Below are 14,459 nucleotides of genomic sequence, written 5' to 3' on the forward strand. Positions count from 1 at the left end.
TGACTGAACTACATAGTATTTCCTTTAATGTATACATTCATACACTCATTAAGATTCACGCCACACATCTGCACCCAAATTCTTTAAGTTATCAACCAGATTGTCATATCCTCTATCAATAAATTCCACACCAGTAATTTCTGTATGACCTGAATCAACTGTAAGTCCCGCGATAACCAGTGCTGCTCCAGCTCTTAAATCCATCGCGGTTACTTTTGCCGATTGCAATTTGGATTTTTCGATAACGGCCGAACGATCCTCAAGTTTAATTTTTGCACCCATACGAATTAATTCTGGAATATGTTTAAAGCGGTTATTGTAGACATAATCTGATAAAACACTTACTCCATCAGCTTGTGTAAGCAAAGTGGTCATCGGGGATTGTAGATCTGTAGCAAACCCAGGATAAACTAGAGCCTTTACATCAATGCTGTTATATGAAGGTTTACCAACTACTCTAATACCTTCGTCTAATTCATGGATTTCAACACCCATTTCTTCCAACTTGGCTGTTAAAGCTTCCATATGTTTTGGAATGATATTATCTACGATAACATCACCTTTAGTAGCTGCTGCTGCAATCATATATGTTCCTGCTTGAATACGATCCGGAATGATAGAATGACGACATCCTTTTAATTCATCTACACCTTCGATACGTATCGTTCCTGTTCCTGCCCCTTTAATTTTAGCGCCCATAGCGTTTAATAAAGTGGCTACATCAATTATTTCAGGTTCTTTTGCAGCATTTTCTATTAAAGTAATTCCTTTTGCACGTGCGGCTGCCAACATAATGTTAATCGTTGCACCAACACTGACTACATCAAGATAGATTTTAGTTCCAATTAATTGTTTCGCTTTAATATAAATGGAACCATGTTCATTTCTTACTTCTGCTCCTAATGCCTCAAACCCTTTAATATGTTGATCAATAGGACGAGGTTCAAAATCGCAGCCACCAGGCAACCCAATCACTGCTTCGCCAAATTTCCCTAGTAAAGCACCCATCAAATAATATGACGCACGTAATTGTTTTACGTTATCATCAATCATTTCAATAGATTGTAAAGATGAAGGGTCTATCACCATATGGTCTTGTGAAAATTCTACATGAGCACCTAAGTCTTCTAAAATATGTTTATAAGTTTGAACATCCCTTAAAACTGGCATATTATCTAAAATAACAGTAGAATCGGCCATCAATGCAGCAGGTATAAGGGCAACCGCACTATTTTTGGCTCCGCTGATACGGATAGTTCCTTGAAGTGGTTTGCCTCCTGTAACGATCAGTTTTTCCATAGTTATGTATATCCCTCCAACAATCTAAAAAAACGGTAGTAAAAGTCATTTGATATGTTAACACATAGGAAAGAGAATGTCACTATAAGTGATTCCCTTTCCATTTATTATTCATTATTAGGCTTGATTGCTACTTCCAAACAATTTAATTTTAGATTTTACAACTTCAACCATTGCTTCTTTACCTGGACCTAAGTATTTTCTAGGATCATAAACGCTATCGTTGCTGTTTAATACATTTCTAATTGCATTGGTAAGAGCAACTTGATTTTCAGTATTTACATTTATTTTACCTACACCAGCTTCAATAGATTTGCGAATCATTTCATCTGGTACTCCTGAACCACCATGTAATACAACTGGAACTGGAATATTTTTCGTTACTTCTTCAATAATATCAAATTTAATATCAGGGTCACCACTGTACATTCCGTGAGCAGTACCCACAGCAATAGCTAAGCAGTCAACACCTGTCTCTTCGTAAAAACGAATCGCTTCATCTGGTTTTGCTAAATTAGCATCGGATTCATCAACACTAATATCATCCTCAACTCCACCGATCGTACCTAACTCACCTTCAACAGAAACTCCCATTGCATGAGCAGTTTTTACAACTTCTTTCGTAAGACGTACATTTTCTTCATAAGAATAATGTGATCCATCAAACATAACCGATGAAAAACCAGCGCGAATACACTTCATAGCTACATCAAAGCTGCTGCCGTGATCTAAATGAAGTGCGATAGGCAATCCTGATTGTTTAGCCGCTGCTTCAGCCATAGCAACTGTGAATTCAATACCCATATATTTAAGTGCACCTTCACTTACCCCGAAAATAAATGGAGAGTTTTCTTCCATAGCTGCTTGAACAATCGCTTGTGAAAATTCAAGGTTATTCATGTTAAACTGTCCTACTGCAAATTTTTTCTCTTTAGCTGTAGGTAAAAATTCATTCATTGATACTAATGGCATGGTTTCGAGCCTCCTACTCTAAATTTATTAAAGAAATAAACAACCGTAAGTCATTCTGCACTATTATAGCACTGAACAGTTCAAAAATGAAGTGAGCTTTAGCATAGGAAAAAAGACTATTTAATACCAAATCGGGATGTTTTGGTGCAAGCAAAGAAAAAAGATCCTTTTCAGGATCCTGTTGCAGCATGATCATCTCCGATTGCATCATTCACAACTGCACGAATTTCATCAATATCAAATGGTTTGGAAAAATGTCTCATTGCTCCAGCTTCTTTTGCTTCCTTAATCATGTTAAGCTCTCCGTAAGCAGTCATCATGATCACCTTTATTGAGGTGTTGATCTCTTTTATATGCTTTAATATTTCTAAGCCATCCATGCCTGGAATTTTCATGTCTAGTAGAACAAGATCCGGTGGGTCGTTGTTGACATGGTCTAATGCTTGTTGACCATTTGCAGCTGTAAGTGTATAAAAACCATCCATCTTAAACACTTCTTCTAACAAGACTCTAATTCCATGTTGATCATCAACAATTAAAAGCTTCCCTTTTTCCAAACTACCAACCTCCCGAACAACACAAATCACTTTTTTTGGTAAATAAACATTTCTATAAGTAACTCTTACATTCCTGCTTAATTTACCAAAAAGTTGAAAAAAAGCATTATTTATTATTCAAAGCTGCTTTTATAAATCCTGTGAACATTTTTTGTGGGCGATTCGGTCTTGATGTAAACTCAGGGTGAAATTGTGAAGCAAGAAACCAAGGATGATCTGGAAGTTCAATCATTTCAACAAGCCTTCCATCTGGAGAAGTTCCAGAAACTTTCAATCCTGCATTTTCTAATAATTCTCTATAATCATTATTAAATTCATAACGATGACGATGTCTTTCATTGATTAAATCCGATCCGTAACTCTCATATGCTAAAGTATTTTTTTCTAATTTACAAGGATAAGCCCCTAGTCTCATCGTTCCACCTAAGTCTTCAATATCCTTTTGCTCTGGTAACAAGTCAATGACAGGATGAGGTGTTTCTGAATTAATTTCAGAGCTATTAGCATTTTCCAAATCAGCAACTGAACGTGCAAACTCTATCACTGCAACCTGCATCCCTAAACAAATACCGAAAAATGGAACTTTGTTTTCTCGGGCATATTTAATGGCACTTACTTTTCCTTCAATTCCACGATCACCGAATCCACCAGGTACTAGTATGCCACCTACTCCATGAAGTAGATCATGTACATTTTCATCGTTGACCTCTTCTGCATCAACCCAACGAATGGAAACTTCTGCTTGATGCTCAAACCCAGCATGACTTAAGGATTCTACAATACTTAAATAAGCATCATGTAAAGCAACATACTTTCCAACAATCGCAATCTCAGTTTTATGTTTCAGCTGTTTCACTTTATTTACTAGTTGATTCCATTCTTTCATTTCCGGGGGTTTTGTTTCAAGTTTTAAATGGTTCACTACAATTTCGTCCATATGTTGGTCAAGCAGCATTAACGGAATTTCATACAAAGTATCTGCGTCTCTTGCTTCAATTACAGCATTTGGATCAATATCACAGAACAGTGCTAGCTTATTTTTCATATCTACAGACAACTTTTGTTCTGTTCGACATACGATGACATTTGGCTGGATCCCTAAACTTCTTAACTCTTTCACACTATGTTGAGTTGGTTTGGTTTTTAATTCTCCTGCCGCTTTTAAATAAGGAATTAATGTCACATGAATATACATCACATTATCTCTACCAATATCACTTTTGATTTGTCGAATCGCTTCTAAAAACGGTAAACTTTCAATATCACCGACAGTACCACCAATTTCAGTAATAACCACATCTGCTCCAGATTCTTTCCCTGAACGAAAAACTCGCTCTTTAATCTCGTTTGTAATATGTGGAATAACCTGAACGGTTCCTCCTAAGTATTCACCTTTACGTTCTTTTGTAATAACGGAAGAATAGATTTTCCCTGTAGTTACATTACTGTTTTGAGTCAGGTTAATGTCAATAAACCGCTCATAATGCCCTAAATCTAAATCTGTTTCTGCACCATCATCAGTAACAAATACTTCCCCATGTTGGTAAGGACTCATCGTTCCAGGGTCTACATTAATATAAGGATCAAATTTTTGGATCATGACTTGTAAACCTCTGTTTTTTAACAATCTACCCAATGAAGCAGCAGTGATTCCCTTCCCTAAGGAAGACACTACTCCTCCAGTTACAAATATATACTTAGTCACTGTGCCTTACCCCCTATAATTTAACAAAAAAATAAAGTGTCTCTTTGTTCAAAGAGGCACTTTAGCTTATTTATTTATACTTAAAATACTTCAAAAAATCTTTAGCCCTTGCAATAGTTTACTCTGTACATAGGAGGATGTCAAGAGACTAGAAATTGAATTTTTCCTTCCTAGTACGAACTATCCTCATCGTTGTCTTCATCCATCTCTTTTTCCATTTCTTCATCTAGACTAATTTCATCCGCTTCTTCTTCTATTTCTTCATTTTCATCAAGATCTTCATCATCTTCGCTGATGATTTCATCCGTATTATTTCCTTCACCAACGAACGCATCGTTATTTTCAATTTCATCAGAAAACATTTCTTTTTCATCTTCAAGATCATCATCATCATCATTGATCACTTTTGGTTTATTAGATATTTCTTCGGCTTTATCCAAAGTGTACCATCTTTTTAAACCCCAAATGTTATTTCCGATGCATGCAAAACGTCCATCAATGTTAATTTCAGTGTATAACTGTGCAATAACCTTATCGACTTCTTTTCCAGATAAACTTTTAACCTTTGCGATTTCTTTCATCAAATCACGATAGAAAAATTGTTTATTTGTTGATTTGAAAATCATAAATGCTAAATCAACCATTGGTATTTCTTTTATTTCCTCAGCGGTAAGATTTATTGTATATTGACTGCTCATGTCTAACACAACCTTTCACACAACATAAATAAAAATGATATGTATATTGAACTTTTATCTTTGTCATCATTAAGTAAAACCTATTTTACATTAAAATGCAAGAATGCTTCAACTAACACTTAAATTTCATGGTAAAAAAGTTCAGTTTTCAACACAGATAATGTCTAAATATGTAGAATGCCATTGGCTTACTCAAATTCCATGACAATAAGCGAAGAGTAATAAACTCTTCGCTTATGACTGTATCCGCATAGTTACGAATCAGCTATTCATAACCCGGAATGGTAAAGAGAGCTTCCTCTCTTTATCTATCCTATGTCCATAATCCATTTATGACCTAATCGAATGCCCAATTATTATAAAAAGAGGCATTCCCCCAAAGCCAACGGAGCAAAAACGACATAAAATAATGAAATATCCAAGTTAAATGCTCATCTTAGGGGGGATAACAAATTGAATTTCTCCAAATTTTTAAAACATCTAAATCATCATATCGTTACTAAGCAGTCTGTGACACGTCAAATTATTCGATTTAATAATCGGAAAGAATTTCAGAGTTGCTTGCGTCAAATAAAAAAGTTAAAACCGTCTTTATCCAAACTGTCACATATTCAGCCCATTGGGATCATTCATGCTATTTCTTGTCCCTTACAATCCAGTAAAAACCTTATAAATCATCCAGCTATTCGATTCATTGAAAAGGATACAAAGATAAAAATGCACGCACCAACAAACTTTAATCCCTTATATTCTTCCATTGAAACTGAATTAAAACCATCCATCCCATGGGGTGTTCAGGAAATCAAAGCACCTCAAGTATGGAAATATACAAAAGGAGACGGAATCAAGATTTCCGTTATTGATACTGGAGTGGATTTTAATCACCCTGATCTGAAAGACCAATTACGTAGAGGGTTCAATTTTATATATCCTCACATGCCACCATGGGATGATAACGGACATGGAACTCATATCGCAGGCACAATTGCTGCATCAAACGAACAGAAGGGCATCGTAGGGACAGCTCCAAAGGCACAGTTACATCCAATCAAAGCATTTGATCATAAAGGAACAGCTTATTCATCTGATATCATTCAAGCCATTGAATGGAGTATTCGGAATCAAATGAACATTATTAATATGAGCTTTGGAATGAGTTATCGCAGCCAGTCTTTATTAGATGCTATAAAACAAGCGAATGAATTAGGCATCATCACTGTTGCTTCTTCAGGAAATGATGGAAAAAAAGAAACCGTAGATTATCCTGCTCGATTTACTCCAACGATCTCTGTCGGGGCAACCTCTACTAAAAAACGCCTTGCCTCCTTTAGTAATAAAGGAAAAAACATTGATATTTACGCACCAGGAGAAAAGATTTTTTCCACCTGGCCAAATCGAAAATATGTTGAGTTAAACGGAACATCGATGGCTACTTCTCATGTCTCAGGCATCATAGCCCTTATGTTATCCATCAATCCAAATCTAAGTCCTGTAAAAATTAAAACGATATTAAAGAAAACAGGAACACCTATAAGTAGTTCAAATAAGAAAATAACACCAAAAGAGATTAATGCTGTGAGGGCTGTAAAGGCTGTTAAAAAAATTAAAACAACATAAATAAACTTTAATAGTGAGGTTAGCCTCGATACTATACGAGAATCCTCACTTTAAAGTTATAGAACATCCTATGGGACTTCCCTTTTTGGGGTCCCATTACATTTTTTCAGGTGCAGAAATCCCAATGATGCTGAAACAATTTTCAAAGACAGTCTTCAATGCAGATAGAAAAATTAATCTTGCCTGAGTCAGTTTCTCATCGTCCTCTAAAATAACCCTTTGTGCTTTATAATAACTATGGAAAAGGGAAGCTAGCTCATATACATATCGAATAATACGATGAGGTGCATATTGTTCTGTTGCAACTTGCACTTCATCATACAACGTAGCCACTTTTAACAATAAGTTAAATTCAGACTCTGTGTTTAATAAGCTAATGTCAATCTGTTCCAATGGCAAGATTGTAATTCCTTGCTCATCTGCTTGACGAAAAATACTACATATACGTGCATAAGCATATTGCACATAATACACTGGGTTTTCATTTGAGGTAGAAATAGCTAAATCCATATCAAAATCTAAATGAGAATCAATACTACGCATCGTAAAGAAATAACGAATCGCATCTACACCTACTTCATCCATTAACTCCTTCATGGTGACCGCTTTGCCTGTTCTTTTCGACATTTTTACCTTCTCACCGTTTTGAAACAAACTTACCATTTGAGAAATAAGCACGATTAATTGATTAGGTTCATATCCTAATGCGGTAATTGCGGCTTTCATTCTCGGAATATAACCATGATGATCTGCTCCCCAAATATTAATAAGTTGATTGAAGCCACGATTAAATTTATCTTTATGATAAGCAATATCTGGTGTTAAATAAGTGAAAGAACCATCGTTTTTGATTAATACACGGTCTTTATCGTCGCCAAATGGCGTTGTTCGTAACCACTTTGCACCATCTTGCTCGTATGTATGTCCCTTCTTGTCAAGTTCCTCTAAAACTGCATCCGTTTTTTTCTCTTGATAAAGGGAGGTTTCACTAAACCAGACATCAAACTCCACTCCAAAACGTGTTAAATCATCTTTTAACTTTTGTAATTCTTTTTCTAATCCGTAACGTTTAAAATATTCAAATTTATCAATATCTCCAAGGGAAAGAAGTCGATCACCTTCTTCGGATACTAAGTCTTTAGCAAATTGAATAATATCTTCGCCATGGTATCCATCTTCAGGCATAACCATATCTTTTCCCAGCTGTTCCATATACCTAGCTTCAATAGATTTAGCTAAATTATCAATCTGATTTCCAGCATCATTAATATAATATTCTCTCGATATATCATAACCTGCAAAATCTAGCAGATTACTTAATGCATCCCCAACAGCTGCACCACGAGCATGTCCTAAGTGAAGGCTGCCTGTTGGATTCGCACTGACAAATTCAATCTGGATTTTTTCACTATTTCCTACTTGAAGAGCCCCGTATCTAGCTCCTTTTTCCAATACATCTGAAATCACTTGATGTAAATAACTTTTATCTAAGAAAAAATTAATAAAACCAGGTCCTGCAATCTCTACATTCTCAACGCCTGCTTCTACATAATTAAGATTTTCTTTGATTTGTTCTGCAATTTGTCTAGGGTTTCTTTTTGCAATTCGAGTTAACTGCATGGCAATATTCGTTGAAAAATCCCCAAATGATTTATCTTTTGGTACTTCAAGAGTAACTTCAGGCAACTGATCAACTGAAACGATCTCAGACTGCACAGCCGCTTTATTTATGGATTGTATAAGCCTATCCTTTACTTTTTCTAAAACACTCACGACTCTGTCTCCTCCTGTATTTGAATCTTTAATTTAAAATCTCCGGCATGTTCATCATCTAAATATAATTCATAAGACCAAGAGATTTGCCCATAACCTTGATTCAATTCAATATTTATTTCAGTTGCTTTATTTGATATGTTCATTTTTCCTGTTGCTGTATGATAATAACCCGGTTGTAAACTATCAAGTTGAAATGACTGCTCGGATTGAGTATCCCCATGACGGACAACTCTAATGTCATTTCCTTTAATTTTTATCGTTGTATTGGTTCTACCCATGTTATGATCAGGTTCTTCATAACGATAATAAACAGTGTCACCTTTTTGAAAATATTCTCCCGTTACATTTTGAACAATTTGTTGTTCATCACTATTACTTTCAATACGTAGAGAGACTTTTTTGCTTTCTGACATATTTAACACCCCAATTTAAAATAGTTAGTTCATTATATCATGGATTTACAATTGTTTTCTCTCACTATAAAGTAGTTTTTTAGTTGTGATCACTTATTTTACAAAACCTAACAATATCTCACGAATTAATTTTGAAGCAACAATCGGTGTTTGCTCTGTTGGATCATAAATTGGAGCTACTTCTACTACATCCGCCCCAACAACCCTTGCATCTGATCGAGAAATTTCGTGTATTGCTGCAATCAATTCTTTTGAAGTAATGCCACCCGCTTCAGCCGTACCGGTTCCAGGTGCTGCAGAAGGATCTAAAACATCAATATCAATGGTGACATAAATGGGTCGCCCTGCTAAACTAGGCAAACTTTTCTTTAAAGGTTCTAATACTTCAAAAGGATGAAAGTTCACATGTTTTTTTCCGAACTTAAATTCTTCACGGCTTCCTGAGCGAATGCCATACTGATAAATGTTACTTCCTCCCATAAGCTCCACTGCTTTTTTTACTGGTGTAGAATGAGAAAGCACTTCACCTTCGTAGTGGTCACGTAAATCTGCATGTGCATCGATATGAATGAGTGCAAGACCAGGGTATTTTTTGTACATTTCTCTTATAACTGGCCAAGTGACTAAATGTTCCCCACCTAAACCTAGTGGGAACTTACCATCTTGCAGCAAACCTCCTACGTACTCTCCGATCATGTCTAAGCTACGTGATGCATTCCCAAATGGAAGCATTAAATCTCCTGCATCAAAATAAGTAATGTCTTCAATAGACCGATCTAAATAAGGACTATACTCCTCCAAACCAATGGAGGCTTCACGTATCCTAGCAGGACCAAAACGTGAACCTGGACGAAAACTTACGGTAAAATCCATAGGCATTCCATATATGATAGCACTTGAATTTTCATAATCATTAGAACTGTTTATAAACACTTTTCCAGAGTAAGCTTCATTTAAACGCATTAAGAACACTTCCTTCCTTCATTCATCTATTCCTTGGCAAGTTACCCCATTATCCTTGTTATTTAGGATTGACTAAATCTTCGACAAATCTAGGCAAAGCAAAAGCAGCCTTGTGTAAATTTGGCGTGTAATATTTTGTTGGCAATTCAGGTATTTTATTTTCATCTATATTTAAAGGATCCACCGTTTTACTTCCCATCATAAAAGTCCACAATCCACTTGGATATGTAGGAATATTCGCTTGATATACTTTTACAATCGGGAAAATCTCTTTCACATCTTGATTCACTTTTTGAATCAAATCGCCTTTAAACCATGGATTATCTGTTTGAGCGACGAAAATCCCGTCTTCTTTTAAAGCATCATAAATCCCTTGATAAAAACCTTTTTCAAATAGTTGAACTGCAGGTCCAACTGGCTCGGTTGAATCTACCATAATCACATCATACGTATTTTTATTTTCATGGATGTGCATGTAGCCATCATTTACAATAACTTCTACACGTGGATTGTCTAATTCACCCGCTATTTCAGGTAAATATTTTTTAGAGTATTCGATGACTTTCCCGTCAATTTCAACTAAAACGGCCTTTTCAACTTCCGGATGTTTTAGAACCTCACGAATGACTCCTCCATCTCCCCCACCAACCACAAGTACATGTTTAGGGTTCGGATGTGTATGTAAAACTGGATGTGCAACCATTTCATGATAAACAAATTCATCTTTGATCGTAGTCATAACCATACCGTCTAAAACTAACATACGTCCAAATTCAATCGTATCTATAATCGCTAAGTGTTGGAAGTCTGTCTGTTCCTCCACTAAAGTTTGTGTAATTTTGGCTGTAATTCCAAAATGGTCTGTTTGTTTTTCCGTATACCATAACTCCATCTGTTTCTTCCTTCTTTCAAACTCAATATTTTTATTCTAGCTTGTATTATAGTTTATCCTTTTTAAAATGCAACAAATTATCCATTTTTCTTTTAATATTCTTGAAAACAATGAATAGTAAGTGTTAAGTTTTTCCATACTAGATGTTATAGATGTTGTTTAGAAAGGAGGGATTCATATGATTAAAAAACTGACAACCGTTCTATTTTCATTATTTATCATTTGCACGATTAGTTTTGTTGTGTTCCTGATCTATTTGAGAACCCAGCCACTCCCAGTTACGAGTATACCTCAAACGTCCTATGTGTATGATCTACAAGGACAAGCCATTGACAGTTTTTATGTAGGTGAGAATAGAGAAGTTGTATCTCTTGATGATATCTCCACTTATGTCATCCAAGCCACGTTAGCTGTTGAAGACCATCGTTACTTTGATCATTTTGGTTTTGATTTAAAAGGAGTCACTCGTGCAGCCATTGTTAATTTACAAAACATGGATAAAGGACAAGGAGCTAGTACCATTACTCAGCAGCTTGCAAGAAATTTGTATTTAACACATGAAAAAACTTGGACTAGAAAAATAAAAGAAGCCATTTATACGATTCAATTAGAGATGCAATATAGTAAAAAAGAGATTTTGGAATTATATTTAAATGAAATATATTATGGACATGCCACATACGGAATTCAGGCCGCATCACAGCACTTTTTCAATAAGGATGCTAAGGATTTAACCTTGGCTGAAAGTACACTCATTGCTGGAATTCCTAAAGGTCCTGCCTATTATTCACCATTTTTAGATCTTGAAAACTCAAAGAACAGACAATATGTTGTATTACAGGCTATGGTCAATTCAGGTTTGATTTCTGATCAAGAGGCAGACACTGCCTATAAAGAGCAGTTAAATTTCAGTTCAGGTGAAAAAAATAGCAAAGCTTTTGCACCTTATTTTGTGGACTATGTTCGCAAGCTTGCAATCGAGAAAATTAATATAAACGAAGAGGACTTTAATCAAGGTGGTTATCAAATCTACACAACCTTGGATACAAACGCTCAAAAAATAGCTGAAGAAATCGTTGAGGATAAGATGGAGGATAAAAACGAGTTACAAGTCGCTTTAATCTCTATTGATCCAAGGAACGGGTATGTAAAAGCAATGGTTGGCGGTTCAAATTATGAAAAAAATCAATATAATCGAGTATTTGCGGATACTCGTCAGCCAGGTTCAGCCTTTAAGCCTATTTTATATTTAACTGCACTTCAGTTAAACGAATTATCTGCTGTTTCACAATTCAAAAGTGAGCCTACAGCTTTCACTTATGATGATGGAAAAAAATCATACATGCCTAGCAATTTTGGAGATAAATATCCTCATGATTATATAGATCTGCGTCAAGCGATTGCACAATCAGATAATATTTATGCCGTTCATACGATACTGCAGGTTGGTGCTGAAAATGTCATTTCTACTGCTCGCACATTAGGAATTACAAGTCCGATGCAGCCATTGCCTTCTTTAGCATTAGGAACTTATCCCGTTAGTCCATTTGAAATGGCGTATGCTTTTGGTACGATTGCAAATCAGGGGATAAAAGCAGAACCTATTGCCATTCTAAGAATCGAGGATGCTTTTGGGAATAACCTTTATGAAGCTGAACCTCAAGCTAAACAAGTTATAGACCCTGCATACACTTATATCATGACCAATTTGATGAAAGGTATCTTTGATTCTGGTGGGACAGGCAATCGTGTATCAAAAATATTAAAAAGACCTGTTGCTGCTAAAACAGGGACGACTAACACAGATTCTTGGATGGTTGGGTTTACTCCTGAGCTTTCCACAGCCGTTTGGATTGGATATGACAAAGATTTAACGATTAGTCCAGTGGAATCCATGTTGGCTTCTCCCATATTTGCTGAGTATACAGAGCGTACTCTAGAAGCTATTCCACCAAAACTTTTCCCAGTCCCAGATGAAGTTGTGAGTGTATATGTAGATGTAAAATCGGGAAAGTTGGCCACAGAGGATTGTCCTGATTCACGATTAGAAACGTTTGTTAGAGGTACAGAGCCTACGGAATATTGTTTGATCCATTCTACTGACGATTCCGATCTTGATCCAGTAACTCAACAGGAGGATGTGGAGAGTGAAGAGTCATCATGGTGGAACGACTTGAAACGATGGTGGAATAACTAATTATATACCCCGGAAATTTTTAAAACCCACAAAAGTGAAGAGAACCTTTGTAGCATATGCCGATTACTTTTGCGGGGCCCGGAACATTAAATACCCCATTAAACCTTTTAAATATGTTTAAGAAAATCTCGAAATAGTAAACTTAAAGAGTTTTATCAGAAAAAGCGAGAAGAAGGTAATCCACACAAAGTTGCCATGATTGCTTGTGCAAATAAGCTCATTCAATGAATTTTCTTCATTTTAAAACGTAAAGAGGCTTTTAGGTAAATTCATATAACTATATATATACTCCAAAACCATGATTTTCCAATAGTTATAGGAAGATCTACTGGGTATGTCAAAAATTATTATAACACGGAAATTTATTTGTTTTTAAATTAATTCTTGACCTCCTAGTAGCTGGTATTGTTTAAGAACATAGTCAGATGTTTATGCTATAATTAGGTGGATATTATAAATAAATCTATTTTGTTACGTAATGGCGCGATTGTAGTAGAAGATAGACACAATAGAATGATCAAACTTTTTTATAAAAATCAATTAATCAATCTCAAATTTAGAATCCATTTTGATCAATCTTTTTTTCAAAATGGATTCTTTTTATTTGCAATAGAATCTGGGTTTACATGCGATTTTAGATCAAACTTTATTTTATAGCTACACCTCTATAATTTATATGGTGCATTTTACATTAAATTACATGATAGTTGGATAAGATATATTGAATATAAACTATTATTTAAATTAGATTTTGATATATTAAAGGAGGAGAAGACTTGTATAAAATAGGAGAATTAAGTAAGCGATTTAATTTATCAAGGAGTACATTACTCTATTACGATTCAATTGATATTTTAAAATCATCCTCAAGAACACAGGCTAATTATAGATTATATACTGACGATGATTTTGACCGTTTGGAACGTATATGTATGTATAGAGATATGGGTATTGAACTTGATGATATAAAAACTTTATTAGATGACAAAAGTGAAAACATAGAAATACTCGAAACTGCCTTAGTTAGAATGGAAAGAAACATAGAAAAGATTAGACATAAGCAAAAAAAAATAATGGGAGTAATTAAAAAAAATACAGATAATCATTTGACTGGTAGAGAGATATTTACATCTGTTTTAAGAACTCTTGGATTTACGGAAGATGATATGAAGAAGTTTCACGCTGAATATGAAGTGAATGACGAAGCTGGTCACACTGCTTTTTTAGAATTTTTAGGACTAACCAATAAGGAAATTGAAGAAGTAAAGGAACATATAAAATAATAGTCTTTATATATTTTTTTACTATTCTATAGAAAATTAAAACTATTAACTAAAAAAACTAACACATTATTGACTCGTCTATAACTT

At 35.1% G+C, this 14,459-nt stretch carries 12 protein-coding genes; 3 read left to right on the forward strand and 9 right to left on the reverse strand.

The window, feature by feature from the left end:
* Positions 1-48: 48 nt before the first annotated feature.
* From EPK97_RS08485 to rpoE, 5 genes are all read right to left on the reverse strand, one after another.
* On the reverse strand, positions 49-1,299 hold the full coding sequence (locus EPK97_RS08485; RefSeq protein ID WP_162036185.1) for a UDP-N-acetylglucosamine 1-carboxyvinyltransferase: 1,251 nt from the start codon (positions 1,297-1,299) through the stop codon (positions 49-51).
* Positions 1,300-1,416: 117 nt separating this feature from the next.
* Positions 1,417-2,271: a class II fructose-1,6-bisphosphate aldolase gene (gene fba, locus EPK97_RS08490; RefSeq protein WP_162036186.1), complete on the reverse strand. Its 855-nt coding sequence runs from the start codon at positions 2,269-2,271 to the stop codon at positions 1,417-1,419.
* Between the two features lie 170 nt (positions 2,272-2,441).
* On the reverse strand, positions 2,442-2,828 hold the full coding sequence (locus tag EPK97_RS08495; RefSeq protein WP_160647890.1) for a response regulator: 387 nt from the start codon (positions 2,826-2,828) through the stop codon (positions 2,442-2,444).
* A gap of 106 nt (positions 2,829-2,934) precedes the next feature.
* Positions 2,935-4,533, reverse strand: a complete 1,599-nt coding sequence (locus tag EPK97_RS08500) for a CTP synthase (RefSeq protein WP_162036187.1) — start codon at positions 4,531-4,533, stop codon at positions 2,935-2,937.
* A gap of 170 nt (positions 4,534-4,703) precedes the next feature.
* Positions 4,704-5,231 (reverse strand): DNA-directed RNA polymerase subunit delta, encoded by a 528-nt coding sequence (gene rpoE, locus EPK97_RS08505; protein WP_162036188.1) that lies wholly within the window; start codon positions 5,229-5,231, stop codon positions 4,704-4,706.
* 453 nt (positions 5,232-5,684) lie between these two features.
* Here rpoE and EPK97_RS08510 point away from each other — a divergent pair, with 453 nt between their 5' ends.
* Positions 5,685-6,848: a S8 family peptidase gene (locus EPK97_RS08510; protein WP_240903738.1), complete on the forward strand. Its 1,164-nt coding sequence runs from the start codon at positions 5,685-5,687 to the stop codon at positions 6,846-6,848.
* Between the two features lie 96 nt (positions 6,849-6,944).
* Here EPK97_RS08510 and argS read toward each other — a convergent pair whose 3' ends face one another.
* From argS to speE, 4 genes are all read right to left on the reverse strand, one after another.
* A complete protein-coding gene (gene argS, locus EPK97_RS08515; RefSeq protein ID WP_162036189.1) occupies positions 6,945-8,621 on the reverse strand; it encodes an arginine--tRNA ligase in 1,677 nt (558 codons plus the stop codon).
* Positions 8,618-9,037, reverse strand: a complete 420-nt coding sequence (locus EPK97_RS08520; RefSeq protein ID WP_162036190.1) for a YwiB family protein — start codon at positions 9,035-9,037, stop codon at positions 8,618-8,620. The genes argS and EPK97_RS08520 overlap by 4 nt, the downstream gene beginning before the upstream one ends.
* Before the next feature lie 93 nt (positions 9,038-9,130).
* A complete protein-coding gene (gene speB / locus EPK97_RS08525; RefSeq protein WP_162036191.1) occupies positions 9,131-10,000 on the reverse strand; it encodes an agmatinase in 870 nt (289 codons plus the stop codon).
* A 58-nt stretch (positions 10,001-10,058) separates the two neighbouring features.
* Positions 10,059-10,892 (reverse strand): polyamine aminopropyltransferase, encoded by an 834-nt coding sequence (gene speE, locus EPK97_RS08530; protein WP_162036192.1) that lies wholly within the window; start codon positions 10,890-10,892, stop codon positions 10,059-10,061.
* Between the two features lie 178 nt (positions 10,893-11,070).
* Between speE and EPK97_RS08535 the strand changes: the two genes are divergently transcribed.
* Positions 11,071-13,089, forward strand: coding sequence for a transglycosylase domain-containing protein (locus tag EPK97_RS08535; RefSeq protein ID WP_162036193.1), 2,019 nt, complete (start codon positions 11,071-11,073; stop codon positions 13,087-13,089).
* 776 nt (positions 13,090-13,865) lie between these two features.
* On the forward strand, positions 13,866-14,372 hold the full coding sequence (locus EPK97_RS08540; protein WP_162036194.1) for a MerR family transcriptional regulator: 507 nt from the start codon (positions 13,866-13,868) through the stop codon (positions 14,370-14,372).
* Positions 14,373-14,459: the final 87 nt, after the last annotated feature.

The sequence above is a fragment of the Chengkuizengella sediminis genome (assembly GCF_010078385.1).
GTDB lineage: Bacteria > Bacillota > Bacilli > Paenibacillales > KCTC-33759 > Chengkuizengella > Chengkuizengella sediminis.